At 41.4% G+C, this 15,738-nt stretch carries 18 protein-coding genes; 6 read left to right on the top strand and 12 right to left on the bottom strand.

Annotation, left to right across the window (positions count from 1 at the left end):
• Positions 1–17 precede the first annotated feature (17 nt).
• Together lacA and IGI66_RS15255 are read right to left on the bottom strand one after the other, a co-directional pair.
• Positions 18–446: a galactose-6-phosphate isomerase subunit LacA gene (gene lacA / locus IGI66_RS15260; protein ID WP_086304986.1), complete on the bottom strand. Its 429-nt coding sequence runs from the start codon at positions 444–446 to the stop codon at positions 18–20.
• 35 nt (positions 447–481) lie between these two features.
• Positions 482–1,261, bottom strand: a complete 780-nt coding sequence (locus IGI66_RS15255; protein ID WP_431378475.1) for a DeoR/GlpR family DNA-binding transcription regulator — start codon at positions 1,259–1,261, stop codon at positions 482–484.
• Between the two features lie 156 nt (positions 1,262–1,417).
• On the opposite strand from IGI66_RS15255, the gene IGI66_RS15250 reads away from it, so the two are divergent.
• The 3 genes from IGI66_RS15250 (at position 1,418) to IGI66_RS15240 (ending at position 3,830) form a co-directional block, all read left to right on the top strand.
• On the top strand, positions 1,418–1,909 hold the full coding sequence (locus IGI66_RS15250) for a PTS sugar transporter subunit IIA (protein ID WP_438849467.1): 492 nt from the start codon (positions 1,418–1,420) through the stop codon (positions 1,907–1,909).
• Between the two features lie 39 nt (positions 1,910–1,948).
• Positions 1,949–2,251, top strand: a complete 303-nt coding sequence (locus tag IGI66_RS15245; protein WP_010779184.1) for a PTS sugar transporter subunit IIB — start codon at positions 1,949–1,951, stop codon at positions 2,249–2,251.
• Between the two features lie 118 nt (positions 2,252–2,369).
• Complete coding sequence (locus tag IGI66_RS15240; RefSeq protein ID WP_086304992.1) at positions 2,370–3,830, top strand: PTS galactitol transporter subunit IIC; 1,461 nt, start codon at positions 2,370–2,372, stop codon at positions 3,828–3,830.
• A gap of 139 nt (positions 3,831–3,969) precedes the next feature.
• Here the strand turns inward: IGI66_RS15240 and IGI66_RS15235 are convergent, their stop codons facing one another.
• The 7 genes from IGI66_RS15235 to IGI66_RS15205 form a co-directional block, all read right to left on the bottom strand.
• Positions 3,970–4,977 (bottom strand): glycosyltransferase family 1 protein, encoded by a 1,008-nt coding sequence (locus tag IGI66_RS15235; protein WP_438849466.1) that lies wholly within the window; start codon positions 4,975–4,977, stop codon positions 3,970–3,972.
• Between the two features lie 210 nt (positions 4,978–5,187).
• Positions 5,188–5,940: a DeoR/GlpR family DNA-binding transcription regulator gene (locus IGI66_RS15230; RefSeq protein ID WP_010779181.1), complete on the bottom strand. Its 753-nt coding sequence runs from the start codon at positions 5,938–5,940 to the stop codon at positions 5,188–5,190.
• A gap of 436 nt (positions 5,941–6,376) precedes the next feature.
• Positions 6,377–7,129, bottom strand: a complete 753-nt coding sequence (locus tag IGI66_RS15225) for a class II aldolase/adducin family protein (protein ID WP_438849465.1) — start codon at positions 7,127–7,129, stop codon at positions 6,377–6,379.
• Between the two features lie 17 nt (positions 7,130–7,146).
• The gene (locus IGI66_RS15220) at positions 7,147–7,413 is read right to left on the bottom strand and encodes a hypothetical protein (RefSeq protein WP_010779179.1); all 267 of its coding nucleotides are present in this window, start codon (positions 7,411–7,413) and stop codon (positions 7,147–7,149) included.
• A gap of 29 nt (positions 7,414–7,442) precedes the next feature.
• The gene (locus tag IGI66_RS15215) at positions 7,443–8,834 is read right to left on the bottom strand and encodes a PTS galactitol transporter subunit IIC (protein ID WP_438849464.1); all 1,392 of its coding nucleotides are present in this window, start codon (positions 8,832–8,834) and stop codon (positions 7,443–7,445) included.
• Between the two features lie 36 nt (positions 8,835–8,870).
• Entirely contained in the window at positions 8,871–9,170 is a 300-nt protein-coding gene (locus IGI66_RS15210) for a PTS sugar transporter subunit IIB (protein ID WP_010779177.1), read from the bottom strand.
• Between the two features lie 36 nt (positions 9,171–9,206).
• Positions 9,207–9,665 carry a PTS sugar transporter subunit IIA gene (locus tag IGI66_RS15205; RefSeq protein WP_114525573.1) on the bottom strand — a complete coding sequence of 153 codons (459 nt, stop codon included), beginning with the start codon at positions 9,663–9,665 and terminating at the stop codon, positions 9,207–9,209.
• Positions 9,666–9,956: 291 nt separating this feature from the next.
• Between IGI66_RS15205 and IGI66_RS15200 the strand changes: the two genes are divergently transcribed.
• Together IGI66_RS15200 and IGI66_RS15195 are read left to right on the top strand one after the other, a co-directional pair.
• Positions 9,957–10,718: a DeoR/GlpR family DNA-binding transcription regulator gene (locus IGI66_RS15200; RefSeq protein ID WP_438849463.1), complete on the top strand. Its 762-nt coding sequence runs from the start codon at positions 9,957–9,959 to the stop codon at positions 10,716–10,718.
• A complete protein-coding gene (locus tag IGI66_RS15195) occupies positions 10,715–11,689 on the top strand; it encodes a 1-phosphofructokinase family hexose kinase (protein WP_431379102.1) in 975 nt (324 codons plus the stop codon). Before IGI66_RS15200 ends, IGI66_RS15195 begins: the two co-directional genes overlap by 4 nt.
• Before the next feature lie 118 nt (positions 11,690–11,807).
• On the opposite strand, the gene IGI66_RS15190 is transcribed toward IGI66_RS15195, so the two are convergent.
• On the bottom strand, positions 11,808–12,176 hold the full coding sequence (locus IGI66_RS15190) for a MoaF-related domain-containing protein (RefSeq protein ID WP_438849462.1): 369 nt from the start codon (positions 12,174–12,176) through the stop codon (positions 11,808–11,810).
• 147 nt (positions 12,177–12,323) lie between these two features.
• Here IGI66_RS15190 and IGI66_RS15185 point away from each other — a divergent pair, with 147 nt between their 5' ends.
• Positions 12,324–13,172, top strand: a complete 849-nt coding sequence (locus IGI66_RS15185) for a hypothetical protein (RefSeq protein WP_438849461.1) — start codon at positions 12,324–12,326, stop codon at positions 13,170–13,172.
• Between the two features lie 45 nt (positions 13,173–13,217).
• Here IGI66_RS15185 and IGI66_RS15180 read toward each other — a convergent pair whose 3' ends face one another.
• Positions 13,218–14,594, bottom strand: coding sequence for an APC family permease (locus IGI66_RS15180; RefSeq protein ID WP_114525576.1), 1,377 nt, complete (start codon positions 14,592–14,594; stop codon positions 13,218–13,220).
• Positions 14,595–14,612: 18 nt separating this feature from the next.
• On the bottom strand, positions 14,613–15,665 hold the full coding sequence (gene argF / locus IGI66_RS15175) for an ornithine carbamoyltransferase (RefSeq protein WP_314575183.1): 1,053 nt from the start codon (positions 15,663–15,665) through the stop codon (positions 14,613–14,615).
• Positions 15,666–15,738: the final 73 nt, after the last annotated feature.

The raw sequence follows: 15,738 nt of genomic DNA, 5'->3' as shown, positions 1-15,738 counted from the left end.
CCCTTCTCGTTTTTTTATTACGCCATTTTATTCAGCATATCTACCCGGACTTGATGACGGCCGCCATCATAATTCGCTTGAAGAAATTCTCGAACGATATTTAAGGCCAATTCATCTCCGACGATCTCTGAACCAAGTGTGATCATGCGAGAATTATTGTGCTCGCGGGTCATATAAGCGCTGCGTTCATCAGAAACTTCCGCGGCCACCATCCCTTTGACCTTCACTGCCGTGATAAAGCTGCCGGCACCGTAGCCATCGATCGCTACCCCCAGACTTCCTTCGTTTTCGTTCAAATCGTTAGCCACCGCCAACGTCGATTCAACGAAATCCTCCGAAGCGGTCTCACTTTTGTCTACTACGGTTATTCCCTTGTCGATCAAGTCTTTCTTGATCACTTCCTTCAATCTCATGCCATCACTGTCTGAACCAATTACTACACGCATTGCTATTTCCTCCTTATGATTGTTTCAATCATTTGTTATTGAATGATCTCTGTGTATTGTTGATAATAACTCTTCAGCTCGGCTGAAAGAGTAGCATCCGTAAATAGTGCATCGATCTTTCGCAGGTCATAAAAATTGTAAAAATCACTGCGATCAAATTTGTTGGCATCGGAAACCAAACATTTAACGGCGGCATTGTCTAAAACTATTTTCTGCAAGGTCCCTTCCTCAATACTGAAATTGGAAACCTCCGTGCCCTTAAGACCATTGACCCCGACAAACGCCTTTTTGATTCCGATTTTCTGGACAGCCTCATTCGCGATCGATCCAACAAAGGCCCCTGTCTTTTCTCGATAGAGTCCACCGATCAAATACAATTCAAACCTGTTTGCTTCACTTAATAGGTTAAAAACCGGCAAACTATTCGTCACGATCCGCAATGAAGACGGTTCTATATATTGCGTCATCAACTCAATCGTGGTTCCCGATCCGAGAAAGATCGTGTCATCCTCTTTGTTGATATACGCGGCCGCATGCTTGGCGATGTATTCCTTCTCCTCGGTATGCAGCTTTTTCTTTTCGTTATGGGAAAGTTCATTTGTTTCTATAGAAGAAAGACGCTCTTCTTCCAGACTGTTGATTCGTTGTGCCCCACCGTGAATCCGCAGCAGTTGTTTCTTCTGCGAAAGCTCCTCGAGATCCCGTCGAATCGTCATATCAGAAACAGCTAATACCTCTTGAATAAACTTCACGGTGATCGTCCCATAGCGATCGCACATAGCCAAGATTGATTGTTGACGCTCCGTTTTCAGCATATGTTGTCCCTCCACACACTTATAATAAAACATTATCAAACATTAATCAACACAAATATGTTTATTTATTTTTGTTTTATGTTGACAAAGGCGATGTAAGCGATTATACTCAACGTATAAACAAACACAAACAAACTTAGAGAGGAGCTGTTCTGTTTGAAAAAGCTTTTTTTCAAAGAAACGACCTATGTTTCGGGAAAGGCCACACAAGAAGAAGTTTTTGAGGAAGTTTACTTAGATCTATTAAGCAAACAATTAGTTACTGATGATTTCTTGGGAAGTTTATTAGAACGCGAACGAAATTACCCGACAGGCTTGGACCTATCCCCTGTATCGGAGCTGTTGCCAGATATCGCGATTCCCCATACGGAAAGTGACTATGTGCGAACCACGCGAATCATTCCGATCAAATTGAAACAAGCGATTACGTTTCATAATATGATTTCGCCCAGTGATCAAATTTCCGTTCATTTTCTATTTATGATCTTGAATGAAAGTGGCGAAGCCCAAGCAGGAATGCTGGCAGACATCATGGATTTCATTAATTCAGTGGATAAAAAGGACCTTTGTTCGTTTTTCGAACTTGAAGACACCGAGGACATTTATCAGTTTTTAGAGAAACACTTTACTATGGAAGTTTCTGCCTAAGTGCAGGAGAAAAAATAATCTTTTAAGGAGAGAATACGAATGATCAAAATTTTAGCAGCATGTGGCGCAGGGGTAAATTCAAGTCATCAAATCAAGAGCGCTTTAGAAACCGAATTGAGCAATCGCGGCTACCAAGTAACTTGTGACGCGGTCATGATCAAAGACATCAATGAAGAAATGCTTTCTAACTACGATATTTTTGCGCAGATCGCCAATACTGACTTAGGATTCAATGTGAACATCCCGATCATCGATGCAGGTGCCATCCTCTATCGTATCCCGGCAATGGCTGAACCTGTTTACGAAAATATGGAAAGCGCTATCCAATCTTTAAACAAATAAAAAATGACAGACTTTACGAATGAATGAGGCCTCTTATAAGAGCCGCTGCTCATTCGTAAAGTCAGACTCAGAGAAATCAAAAAAATTCATTTAGTCAGCACCAAGAAAGGAAAAGCTAATGAGTACAATTATTGATATCGCCAATCAACTATTTACTCCTCTAATCAACTTAGGGGCGGCACCATTAATGACCATCGTATTGACTGTTATCGCTTTATTCTTCAAAGTAAAACCTACCCGTGCCCTAGAAGGCGGGATCAAATTAGGGATCGCTTTGACCGGTATCGGAGCTATTATTGGTATTTTAACGACGGCCTTCTCAGACGCAATGACCGCTTTTGTTGAACGTACAGGAATTTCATTAAACATCACAGATGTCGGCTGGGCGCCATTAGCAACGATCACTTGGGGCTCACCCTACACCCTTTACTTCTTATTAGTAATGGTCGTAGTCAACATCATTATGTTGGCGATGAAAAAAACAAACACGTTGGATGTCGACATTTTTGATATTTGGCATTTAGCGATCGTAGGATTGTTCGCTATCTTCTCTGGCGCGAACTTGTTCGTTGCGACTGTTTTAGTCATCTTCATCGGTGTGTTGAAAATTTGGAACTCCGACTTGATGAAACCAACCTTCAATGACCTGTTGAATGCACCAGACAGCAACCCGATGACCACGACACACATGAACTACATGATGAATCCAGTCATCATGGTCTTTGATAAAATTTTTGACAAAGTCTTCCCTTGGTTAGACAAGTACGATTTCGATGCTGCCAAATTGAACAGCAAGATCGGCTTCTGGGGATCTAAATTTGCGATCGGGATTTACTTGGGGATCTTCGTTGGGCTGTTAGCCGGACAAACTCCTACACAAATCTTTTCATTGGCCTTTACTGCTGCCGTCTGTTTAGAGTTGTTCTCTCTGATCGGCGCATGGTTTATCGCCGCGGTCGAACCACTCTCTCAAGGAATCACAGACTTTGCCAACAAACGTCTTAAAGGTCGTACGATCAACATTGGTTTGGACTGGCCTTTCTTAGCCGGCCGCGCAGAAATTTGGGCTGCCGCAAACGTATTAGCACCGATCATGTTATTAGAAGCGATCATTTTACCAGGAAACAAATTATTGCCTTTAGGCGGGATCATCGCAATGGGTGTCACTCCAGCCTTGTTGGTCGTGACCCGCGGAAAATTGATCCGTATGATCGTTATCGGTGCCATCGAATTGCCGCTGTTCTTGTGGTCAGGTACATTGATCGCTCCATTCGTTACTCAAACAGCAAAAGCCGTTGGTGCTTTCCCTGCAGGATTGAGCGACTCTGCCTTAATCTCTCATACAACAATGGAAGGTCCCATCGAAAAATTCTTGGGCTACTTAGTTGGTAACGCTTCGCAAGGACAAATCGAATTTGTCATCTATGCTGCATTGGCATTAGCTGCTTATCTATTGATCTTTATCTGGTACGCACGCCAAATGAAGAAACGCAATGCCGCTTATGCTGCGGAAAAAGAACAAAAAGCTGCACCAGCCGCTGCAAAAGGCAACGTCGCCTACGCTGCGGAAGCAAAATAGAAAAAGGTTGCATCACGCAAAAGAAGCCGTTGAATTCTAAAAAAGAATTCAACGGCTATTTCATTATTCTCGTTTAGGACAAGCAAAATAACCCCTGAAAAAGAAATGTTTTTCCTATCTCAAGGAAGCCAATTTAACATTATTTTCTGCGCTTTCGTTTACGGTCCTTTTTCTTTCCCTTCTTTTTAGTCCCGTTTTTCTTTTCCGGCGGTCCGAGAGTCTCTTTTTCTGTAGATGTCGATTGCTTTTGGGTTACATATTGATTACTGCTTTCCTTTGCTTGCACCGATCCAGCGGGCGCTGCTGCCTTTTCCGCCGAGGCCACAGCTTGGTGTGAGTCCTCTGAAATTACTTCGTCTACGACTTCTGTGTCCTGCCCCTCAGACTCGCGGGTGTCTGTCAAAACGACCCCTTCTGGTAACAGACTGGCAACAAACGCCACTCTCTCCTCTTCGCTCATTCCATGTAAGGTCATTTCCGCCTGTTCTGCTGGAACAACTGCGATCTGGGCAGAGGCTGACACATGCTCTCCTTTTTTCACCAATATTTGACGCGTACAATTAGCGATCTCCGCGTTTTCCAACTTCACAAACCGTCGAATATCCTCTTTTTCAAAAATCGTTAAAGAAGACAACAGCTCCATTACCGCATCCAATTTCATCGTAGATAAATTCGGATCGACATCCCTTAAACTCCACGTGTGACTCTTCCCAACAGCATCCTCAAAAGTCGAAACAATTTTATACTGTTGCCCCATCAAATCCTCAACTGGCGTTGTTTGATCAAACAAATATTTCTTACAGTCACTCAAACGATTGTTATATCGGTGATACTCTTTTTTATTTTTATACAGGCGATGAATCACTTGCTCCCACTCCTTGCCGCCTTTGAAGGCATCATGAAAAAGAGGTGCCAATTTACGCAACACCTCTGTCGGCTCTGAAGCTAGCAGGATCTCTTTAACAAGATCGCGACAAATACCAGAAAAGTCACTGACACACAAGCAATGACGAATCAGCACAGCGACGAGATACTGAAGAACGGTATCCGCGTCTTGCGAATCCTCGTAAGATTTTAGAATACGTTTTTCGAGATTGTCCTTCCCCATGGTAAAAAGGGTTCGTTGAGTCACTGGCTTGGTTGGCATATGTTTCCTCTCCTTCTTGTTCGCACACGATTTTTGATTTACGAAAAAATCTACCCCTCTATTTTACCTCATAATTCCGCTAAAAATAACTCTATCTTTTTATCGAAAATATTCAAAATGGGTAAATGTTCGTGGAATTCGCTATTTCTGAAGATATAAAAAAACTGAAAGCTCTTTTCAGAGCCTCCAGCTTAGGATTGTTCAAAAAACTTAGACAAGGTATTTCTCTTCTTTTTCGATCTTCTCATAATGCTTCTGTTCATCTTTATCTGTGATCACCGCTGTGACGTCGTTCAAACTATAATAAACAGAAAAATCCCGTTTACCGATCTTTGAACTATCGATCAATAAGAAACGCTCGATCGAATTATTAAGAGCAATCTGCTGCGTTTGCCCTTCTTCAAAAGTAGAGGTCATGATTTTTTGTTCATTTAACGCATTGCAGCTAAAGAATGCCTTATGGAAATTCATATCATTCAATGATTTATTCGTAATTTCACCAACAAAGCACTGCGTCGTTTCCCGCATCTCACCGCCCAACAAATACGTTTTTCGGTTGCCCTTATGCTTATTCAGCTCTTCAAACACCGGCAAACAATTCGTAACGATCCGTAACGAATCCGCCGTAATGATTTCCGATAACAGCTCGATCGTTGTGCCCGGACCAAGAAAAATCGTATCTCCATCATTGATCAACTCATTGGCTTTTTTCACGATCCGCTGCTTTTCCTCTTGCAGCATGATTTGCTTTTCCGTATGAGAAAGCTCTACATGACGATAAAAATCCTTCAGTTTGGCCCCGCCATGAACCCGTTCCAACAGCCCCTGCTTTTCTAATTCATCTAAATCACGCCGCACAGTCATATCAGAAACCGACAATTTTTCCATAATATCGCTGACCCGAACAGTTCCGCTCGTCTCTAATAATGACATGATTGCTTGGAATCGATCCTCTTTTAACATATCAGTGCCTCTTTTCCTACTTAACTTATCAAATTTAAAAAAATGTACGATTCGTACCCTACTCGATACCTAATAAAATAATCGGTTTTTCGCTTCCAGTAAGCTTGCTATGAAACCAACTCCATCACTGACTGGAATGGGTAGAAAGAACAACAAAATAGACGAAATCCGCGTTTGTTCTTTGGTGAATGGTTGGAATTTAATCATACCGATTCTTTTATACGTTATTATGCACTATTATAACGAATAAAACCTGATATATCCTTACTAATTTTAGATTCTTTTTTCGTGAATCAATTTCAGAAATCTTTAGAATATCAAGCATGGCAAAAAGAATGGCTCTCAACCTTATATATTAATTTATCAAGGCCAACTAGCAAGGAATTTATCATTAAAAAAAGACCAGAGCTGATAAGCTCTAGTCTCTATTTTAATGTTAATCCCCACCCGCAAATATCTCTTGACGATTGTAGATAGGTGCATGAGCCTTCAAGTCTTCTAATGTGCCAACTTGTTTGCCTTTTGAATAGTATCCATCTAGTAGGCCTAAGGATTGGAAAATCGTTTGTTTATAGGCAATCTCAGCGTTCCATTCTACTGTATCAAGAATTTGCAGCGCTTTATGAATTGCTTCTATTCCTGTTTCTCCTGGTGCGCTGATCAATACCCCATGACTGTTCAGCAACAACATGTTAGGAAGCGTTAATTCTTCTTTTTTCATATAATTAGAGACTAATTCGGCAAGCTCCGGTGAGCAATTCGGTTCGAAGTCAAGCACTGGCACGTATCCGATTTTTTGTGTAGCTTCTGTTAAATTCGGCATATCTAAACCAGACGTTGCCCAAAACATTGCGTTCGGTGCGTGAGCGTGTAGTACCGCTTTGATTTCAGGATTCGTGTCATAAACCGCTTCATGCAAATTGATTTCCCTCGTTAGATTCCCAACGCCATCAATAACTTTTCGCGTGTGCGGTTCTACGACTAGAATTTGCGCTGATGAAACTTCTCCTAAGTAAGCTTCTGACATCATTGTTGGAGTCATAATTATATATTCTTTTCCATTTCGATCTGTTGTTTTAAATGAAAAGTTTCCCCCAGCAACGTTAGTATTCTTTCGCGCAAAAATTAATTTGACGATACGCGCCAAATCTTCACGCTCTCTCTCAAAAATCATTCGTCCATCTGACATAGTCGAGACCACCTTTTTTATTTTTTAAATAGTTTTTTACTAGTAATTGCTTCTTGTGCAGCATTCCTTACTTGCATCGCTTCTTCATATTTTTTCTTTCTGCGTGCATCATATTCCTTGAAAAGTATTGGATTGCCATATTTATAAACACAGATTGATAGCCCGATAGCGACTATATTGAACACCAGTTGCTGGGTCATGAAGGCTACGATAAAGCTGATGATCGCAAGAAATAAAATGAGTAGCCATTTTGTTTTTTCTTTATTTTCTTCTTTGTTAGTCATTCACTTTACCTACCCTTTCATTCTTCCTGCTATCCGGCGACTTTCATCCCTTTAACCTTTTTATCTGCTAATTCCTCGTACCTTTGGCTAGGAACCTTTGCTTTATTCATGTATTTGTACAACCATACGAACATCGCAATAAAAATGACTGCACCAACAATTCCCAAAATGTTTCCTTTAAACGCTTCTGCAAATAGAATTCTAAACTCTGGCCCTTCAATGGAAGACCATGTAATTTGCTGACCTTTCTTGATCCCTTCGACTGCCCCAGTTTTATCTGCCAAACCAGTTAGGATTGGTGTCAAATAAGTGGCAGCATAAAGATAGATCGGCATAGAGATAACACCCATGATCAGCATTCTGACAAGATTACCACCCGTTAACAGCAATCCTCCAACGGCGATCGAGTAATTGATAATCCCTGCTAAAGGCAACACGGTGTTTCCAGGTAAAATAATCGCATAACCAATGAAGACAGGAACTAAAAGAATGGCAGTCACCCAAATTTCAGAACGACCTGCAAGAACCGGCCAGTCTAATCCGATGTATACTTCACGATCTTTGAAACGTTTTTTCATCATTTCAGACATAGCATCTGCTAATGGAGAAAGAGATTGCATAAACATTTTCGAGATCATTGGGAACAATGCCATAGCAGTCGCGATTTGAATTGCCAAATTCAACGAGCCCGATACCCCATACGCTGCGGCCAATCCAAGACCCAAGCCAATGATAAAGCCCATGACTGAATTCTCTGAGAAAACACCGATTTTTTTCTTCAATGCCTTTGTATCTGAACGTTTATTGAAGAATGGTATCTTGTCCATAACCACATTGATCGGCAACAGTAATACTGCGGAAATATTCATCAAGTGCGTAACCGTTACCAAAGGAATGCCCGTTAAATCTTCGATATGACGTTGGAACATATCGCCCATTTTTAATTCTAAAATAACTTGAACGATCGCTGTTGCGAACCCCGCCAACAAACTACCGCTGATAAAGTAAACCAGGTAGGCCGTTAAGGCTTTTCCCCAAACATTCCACATATCGACATTCAATGTCTTGGTCCAATTCAAAATCAACATGACAAAATTCACGCCAAGTACAACTGCGAAGAAAACAAACGCATAGGACCAAGACCACGTGATGCTGGCCGCGCCCGTCCAGCCTAGATCCAACGCGGGTAAATTGAGTCCAGTATTTTTCGCTAATGCTTCAGATGCGGGACTTACCGCATTGGACATGAACCCAATGACCATTGACATACCCGTAAAAGCGATACCTAAAGTAATCGCGGACATAAATGCTTTTTTGACTTTCATTCCAGCAATTAACCCTAAAAGCAAAATAATCAATGGAACAAAGATAGCTGAACCTAACCCTAAAATATAATTAATAATGTCCTGAAATATTTGCACGTTTTCCACTTCTTTCTTAATTCGTATTTTTATTTCCTATTCAACTAATGATTTAATATCTTCATAAATCTGATCGGAACCCATTCCTGTTAAAAATGGAATTCCTGGAAAGACCTTCACACCCAGTTCTTCTGCCTTCTCCAGCACTTCCTCATCAGGTTGAGCCACATAAACATAGATTCCTGTAGAGGGCAGCTCATTTTGAATCGATTTGTAGTCCACTGCTTCTACCGGGAAATCAATCCCATCATCTTCCAATAATCCGGCAATCTTACTAGCGATTGTTTGGCTGGTGGCCACGCCGCTTCCACATGCAACAATTAATCTTCTTTTCATTCTAATTCCCTCCGTCTTCTATCCATTCATTTTTAGTTAAATATTTTGTACAAACATTTGGTAAATTTTCTCTTCTTCTTGTTCCTGCATGAATGCTGCAACAAATTCTTCTTTCATAAATAATTCCATAAACGCTTGAAGTAATCCCACTTGCCCTTTAGGATCTTTGATACCAAGGAAAAATAAGTTTTTTACCCCCATATTCTGGCTGTCTCCCATTTGTTTAACAGTTACCTCATCTTTTAACCTGGCTATGTAAACAAACGGTTTGTCTACATACTCCGGATCAGAATGCGGCAACGCTATGTTCAGATGCTGAGTAATCAGCCCTGTAGGAAATTGTCTTTCTCTTGCAGTAATTCCATTCAAGTACCCTTCATTCACAAATCCCAATTTCTCTAAATGTGCCGCAACATTCTCGAAAACTTTTTCCTCATTCTCTCCCTCTATTTCAAGAGAAATCAGCCGTTGATCAAACATCTCTTTGTAACACACGAACGCTTCACTCCTTCTCAACATATGTTGAAATATTTTGTTATTGTTTGTTAAGATGTGTTTTACAATGTAAATATACAACGCTAAAAAACGTTTGTCAACGCTTTCTTTTCTTTTTATTTTTGTTAAACAAAGCCTTTCATTAAATACAATTATTTTTATTAACAAAGTTTAACATATGTGAACATCTTATCCTTGCTTTTTCTCTGCTTAAATGCTATTAATTAATGTATAGACATGGCCGTTAGACTTACGGTCTATTGTAAGAGCTTACTTATACGGGGTGATTTTATGTTAAAAAAGGAACGGCAAGAAAAAATATTGGATTTGTTGCAGATGAATGACTACCTGTCCATTCCAGAAATATCTTCAAATTTAAACGTCTCCGACATGACTATTCGGAGAGATATCAATGAACTCGCAGAACAATCTTTATTAGTAAAAATTTATGGCGGTGCACAAAAATTAGAAAAAATTGAGCAAGAACTCTCTACTCAGGAAAAAATAGACACCAATGTATCAGAGAAAAAATTTATTGGAAAAGTCATGAATAGTATCATTTCAGATAATGACACGATTTATATCGGTGCTGGGACAACGATGCTGCATGCATTGCCCGAAATAAAAAAAGCAAACTTATTTGTGATTACAAATAGTTTGCTGGCGTTTAATTATTTGATTTATAACACGGATTATCGCGTGCTATTGTCGGGGGGCGAATTTTCTCGTACGACGGAGGAATTTTATGGTGAAATTGCGGAAAAAAGCTTCGACAATTTAAACATTGATATTGCCTTTGCTGCGACAAATGGAGTCTTTGATAACAATGTAACTACAGCAAATCCCATCGAAGGTTCCATTCAGCGGGTTGCCTTTAAGCACTCTCAAAAAAAATGTGTCGTAGCAGACAGTTCAAAATTTAATCGATCTGATGTTTATACCTTCTATTCGTTATCTGACGTAGATTATTTAGTTACCGATGATAAGCTGTCAGATACGACGTTTGACTACTACCGTTCATTTACAGAAATCATCAAGGAGGAACAGGAATGATTTTGACAATTACTCTAAATCCGTCCATGGATTACAATTATCTTGTTTCTTCATTGATCTTGGACCAAGTGAACCGTGTAGAAAATCCTCATACTTCTATTGGAGGAAAAGGCATCAATGCTGGCAGAGTCATTGCTCAGTCCGGTGAAGGCGTGGTATTGACAGGTATTCTGGGAGGTCCTGTTGGAAAAATGATTTTAGATACCTTGAATGCTGAAAATCGCTACCACTTAGAATTTCTTTCTGTAGAAGGCAATTCCCGAAATGCGATCACTATCATGCACGATGGGAATACGCACACCGAATTGGTGGAAAAAGGACTTTACCTTTCCAAAGAAAATGAGGCGCTCTTTTTTCAGCACATTGCTCATCTTTTAAAAAAATACAAGATAGATACGATATGCATTTCCGGCTCAGTTAATTCAGACGATGCGAAGTTCCATCTCCATTTATTAGACTTTATTCGTTCGATTGTTGGAAAAAGCTTCCCAATCTTGATGGATATTTCTGGTGAACAATTGGAAAATGTTTTAGTACAACAATCCGTTCGTCCGACTTTTATTAAACCAAATACACATGAATTAGAAGAATTGGTAGGCAGAAAAATACAAACACCTGAAGAGATTGTGGTTCTTTTGCATGAGCCTCTTTTCGATAACATTGAAACGATTATGATCTCTCAAGGTGGTGATGGTGCGATCGTTAAGCATGAATCAACAGTTTATGATGTAAGAATTCCAAAAGTCGATATTGTCAATACCACTGGTTGTGGCGATTCTACAGTTGGCGGCATGGCTTTTGCCATCAGTAACGGCTATTCGATTGAGGATGCCATCAGGTATGCGATGGCATGCGGAATTTCTAATTCACTATTTGAAACGAATGGAACCATTAGCACTGAGCAAGTAAATCAGTTCTTCAAAGAAATTAAACTAGTAGAAATCGAAGAATTACTCCTAAAAAATAGCTAAATCCAGACTAAATACACCTATCTTGCTATCAGGGATCGGTGTATTTTTTTACCACGAGCCACTCCGCCGCTAAAAAATCCGATCATCTGGATGACTGATCGGATTTGATATTATAGTTTTAGTTTTGCAGCGGTGCCAGATCGGGTTCGCCATTTTCTAAGATTAGCTGAAAAGGTCCTTCATGAACAAACGGTCTTCGTCCGCCACGATACGCTTCATCCGTGAAGGTCATGAAGCTTTTCACGTAATGATTCGACGTATCCATAGTATAAGAAACACATAACCCGTCCTCTTCCACCCAATCAATTGAAAAAATCCCACCCGGATATTCTTCAACGTGAATCGTTTCGATAGCCGTCGCCCCTGCATCTTCTTCGCGAATCGAAGTCCAACGCAACTGATTTTCTGGTAAAAAATCGATTCGAAATTGCAATCCAGAATCGAAATGTATTGTTGCGATCCTGTCCTCTAATTTATGTTTTTTCATGTACCCACCTGCTTTCTTTGTTTGCTTTTCTACTTTAAGCATACAGGTTTCAGCGGTAAATTGCACCGCTAAAATGAACCGTTTTCAAGCAAACCTTTTTAATTGCTCGTCAATTTGCGATAATGAGAGTAAAAGGAGGAATCGAGAGTGGATCGTGCACTGGAATTGCGAATAAAAGTCGAACGGGGAGAAACAATTAACGAACCGTTGGATTATTTAGAACAGTCGGAGATTGTCAAAAAATATACAGAGCTAACCAACCTATCTCCGTTGGGAAAAATTTTTGTGCTAGTAGGCTTGGCTGAGATTCCCTTCGCTGAAAAAATACCCCTCACTCAAGAGTTGATTCGATTTGTCAACTCACATCTAGCAACTTCAGAAGGCTTTGCTTACACAGGGAAAATGGAAGAAATCGTTCCCTGCTATAACGCGATGCTGCTGGAAGCGTATTGTCGTCTGAATCTAGGAAACTCAAAGGAAGCGCAGCACGCATTGAATTGGATCAAGAATTATCAGGTCTTTGATCGTCAGCAAAAAACGACTTGGCTACACAAAGGCATCTGCAAATTTGGCGGGTGTATGAAAACAGTCCCTTGCTACATCGGCATCGGAAAATCCTTACGCGCCTTATTGACCTATCAAGACAAAGTCGATGCTTCTGATAAAAAAGTTAATGAAATGCTGCAAAAAGGCATTGACTACATGCTTCAACACAAGCTATTCCGCAGATTATCAAATGGACAACCGATCAGTCCTCATATCACAGAAAGTATGTTTCCGCAAAACTATGCGCTGTCATTAACCGATCTGCATTACATCCTTCAAAAGAGTCATCGGCTGAAGGATCCCCGTGCAACGGATTTATTGGAATTGATTAACGAGAAAAGGACCCAGACAGGCGGCTGGAAAATAGACTATCTCTATAAATACAACGGTTATCTCCCATTTGACACGCGCAGAAAAGACTCGGAATGGCTGACCTATCTCTACAAATAAAACCCTATAGAAATCAGAGTGCTTAGCTGATTTCTATAGGGTTATTTATTCACTTAATTCTGCTTCTCTCAAGGAGCGTTCTTTGATAGATTTATCGATCAGCCATTCTCCGACGGCAACCGCTAAGCCTACCCCCACTACTAAGAACAAGACATAGGAAACAGGATTTTCTCCTTCTGGCGGTAAAAAGAAGAAGATCGTGCTAAAGGCAAAGAAGACAAATTGCACGCCTGCGACTAATTTCCCTACCCCATCGCCGCCAGGAATTCGGAAGGGACGTTCGATTGTCGGATCTTTTTTCCGCAGCGTAATAAACGCAAAAGACAAGATGATATAGGGCAGGAAGAAAATGATCGAAGTAAAGGAAAGCAAGGTCCAGAATAAGTTGGCATTGCTGGAGGCGATCAGGCCGTAAAAGACAAGCAACCCAGTCGAAGACAGCCCCAGCAGGATCGCTGAACCGATGGGCGCGTGTACCTTATTGGTTTTCGCAAAGATTTTTGGCAGCTCTCCTTCGAGTCCTGCCTCCAACGCTGCTTTATTTCCACCTAATGCCCAACTGAAAATATAGCCTAGGAACGCGATGAAAGAAATGATCGCTACTCCGATCATTACTTGGGTGCCGAACACTTCCCCAAAGGCCGTGAACAGCCCGGAGTCTGGATCAATTTGATCAACGGGCAAAATGATCAACATCGCGACAGCTGCGATGATATACAGGATGATCGTACAGATACCGCTAGAAAATACCGCTTTGGGTACATTCTTGCTGGGATTTTCCATTTCGCCGGCAGAGCAGCTAATCAAGTCGTACCCCGTTAGCGCATATACGTACACCGGAACCAACGAAAAGAAGCTCAAATCAAAGCTGGGAATGATGGCTTTCAGTGAAAACTCTGTTTGCGATCCTTTCGAAGTGAGCGTCATCACGGCACCAACGATCAACGCAAGACAAGCGATCAATTTGCAGATCGTGCTGAGCATCGTTAGCCACTTGGCATCTTGCAAATCGATACAGTTGAAGGCTACGATAAACCACGTGCACACGATACAGAAAACGACCATGCCCCACACAGACAAATTCGGGAAGAACAGCATTTGCAGGATCGAACCCATGACTACTAAGGTCGACGGGATAAAACCCGCCACATTGATCCAGTACCACCACGTCGTCCGCGCCGCCCATCGATCTCCGTAGGCACGCTTGATCCAAACATAGATCCCGCCTTGATCCGGATACGTGGAGCCAAGCTCTGCGCAGATCAGACCATGGGAAAGGAAGAACGTAACGCCGAGAACAATAAAACAGAAAATCAATGACGGTCCCATCGACGCTTGCGAAGCGATCAATTCAAGAGAAAAAACCGCAGCAAACGAGAGTGACACAATGTCGATAAAGCCAAGCTTTTTTACATTTTCCATAATAGGTCGGTCCCCTTTCTAGCTTAATCTTTGGTCCAGAAATGCACGCATCTTTCCTTCATAATAGCTTTTCGTCTGATCATTTGCCCGCTTTAACCGCGGATACAAGTACCATGCCAGCAAGCCTCTTTGAACGTGGAGACGATTTTCGGCTTCTTGGAAAACCAGTGAACGAGTGGGATGATCCAAGACCTCGCTGGTGATCTCCACCTCGCGATTTGCCGGCAAGCAGTGCAGCGCTTTGCAGTGATCCGGAGCGATATTCAGCATCTCCATATTCAATTGATAACGCGGATAAAAAGCTGCTGTGCGTTCTTCTTTTTCGTCCTCATACCCATAATAATACCAAACATCAGGGATAATGAAGTCCGCCTGTTTTACGGCTTCTTCAACCTCTTCAGTCACCGTTAGCGTCCCGCCAGTCAGCGCCATTTTCTTATTGACCTTGTCGATCTCTGCTTGACTGATGGTGTATTTCTTCGGCGAAGCGATCGTATACTTAAGACCTAATGATGCAGCCAAATGGGCGTGCTCCATTGCCATGATCCCGTTTTCCCCAGAATCTCCGACAAAGACGATCTGGCTGTCCTCTAAAGTCTTTCCTTCTGGAAGGTGCTCCATCATCGTCAACACATCCGCCAATCCCTGCGTAGGATGAATGTAATAGGTCATGGCATTGAAGACGGGCACCGTTGCGTGTTCTGCTAAATTCAGTACAAGCTCGTGTTCTTCCGTCCGCAGCATGATCCCATCACACATACTGGACAAAACTTTTGCTGTGTCCTTGATGGCTTCATGAGAGCCAAAATGGATCTCTCCGGGTTTCAAATACAGGCCGTGTCCCCCTAATTCTGCCATGGCCGTTTCAAAGGATACCCGCGTCCGTGTCGAGGGCTCTTCAAAAATCATTGCCAGCGTCGCCCCCTTCAACAATTGTGGAATGGCATTTTGATGGGCCGCTTCCTTTAATTGAACGATCGTACTTAATATGTCTTGGATCTCCTCTTTTGATAACTCATAATTGTCAATAAAATGCTTCGTCGGATAATTTTTTACATGTGATACTTTCATTTTTTCTAGACCTCCAGTTCGTCAAATTCCATCGATGTCTCATCGGAAATTAGGTTATAATAAAGAAATAGGA

The sequence above is a fragment of the Enterococcus sp. AZ048 genome, from assembly GCF_051715125.1.
In the GTDB taxonomy this organism is placed as follows: Bacteria; Bacillota; Bacilli; order Lactobacillales; family Enterococcaceae; genus Enterococcus_A; species Enterococcus_A gilvus.
This window is presented reverse-complemented; position numbering and strand designations above follow the sequence as displayed.

What these genes read in the sequence shown, in the direction of transcription:
- argF (WP_314575183.1), bottom strand. Translation starts at nt 15,665, where the DNA reads ATGAAAGTATCACATGTAAAAAATTATCCGACGAAGCATTTTATTGAC.
- IGI66_RS15225 (WP_438849465.1), bottom strand. Translation starts at nt 7,129, where the DNA reads ATGTCAGATGGACGAATGATTTTTGAGAGAGAGCGTGAAGATTTGGCG.
- IGI66_RS15200 (WP_438849463.1), top strand. Translation starts at nt 9,957, where the DNA reads ATGTTAAAAAAGGAACGGCAAGAAAAAATATTGGATTTGTTGCAGATG.
- IGI66_RS15255 (WP_431378475.1), bottom strand. Translation starts at nt 1,261, where the DNA reads ATGCTGAAAACGGAGCGTCAACAATCAATCTTGGCTATGTGCGATCGC.
- IGI66_RS15210 (WP_010779177.1), bottom strand. Translation starts at nt 9,170, where the DNA reads ATGAAAAGAAGATTAATTGTTGCATGTGGAAGCGGCGTGGCCACCAGC.
- IGI66_RS15240 (WP_086304992.1), top strand. Translation starts at nt 2,370, where the DNA reads ATGAGTACAATTATTGATATCGCCAATCAACTATTTACTCCTCTAATC.
- IGI66_RS15190 (WP_438849462.1), bottom strand. Translation starts at nt 12,176, where the DNA reads ATGAAAAAACATAAATTAGAGGACAGGATCGCAACAATACATTTCGAT.
- IGI66_RS15230 (WP_010779181.1), bottom strand. Translation starts at nt 5,940, where the DNA reads ATGTTAAAAGAGGATCGATTCCAAGCAATCATGTCATTATTAGAGACG.
- IGI66_RS15220 (WP_010779179.1), bottom strand. Translation starts at nt 7,413, where the DNA reads ATGACTAACAAAGAAGAAAATAAAGAAAAAACAAAATGGCTACTCATT.
- IGI66_RS15245 (WP_010779184.1), top strand. Translation starts at nt 1,949, where the DNA reads ATGATCAAAATTTTAGCAGCATGTGGCGCAGGGGTAAATTCAAGTCAT.
- IGI66_RS15180 (WP_114525576.1), bottom strand. Translation starts at nt 14,594, where the DNA reads ATGGAAAATGTAAAAAAGCTTGGCTTTATCGACATTGTGTCACTCTCG.
- lacA (WP_086304986.1), bottom strand. Translation starts at nt 446, where the DNA reads ATGCGTGTAGTAATTGGTTCAGACAGTGATGGCATGAGATTGAAGGAA.
- IGI66_RS15195 (WP_431379102.1), top strand. Translation starts at nt 10,715, where the DNA reads ATGATTTTGACAATTACTCTAAATCCGTCCATGGATTACAATTATCTT.
- IGI66_RS15235 (WP_438849466.1), bottom strand. Translation starts at nt 4,977, where the DNA reads ATGCCAACCAAGCCAGTGACTCAACGAACCCTTTTTACCATGGGGAAG.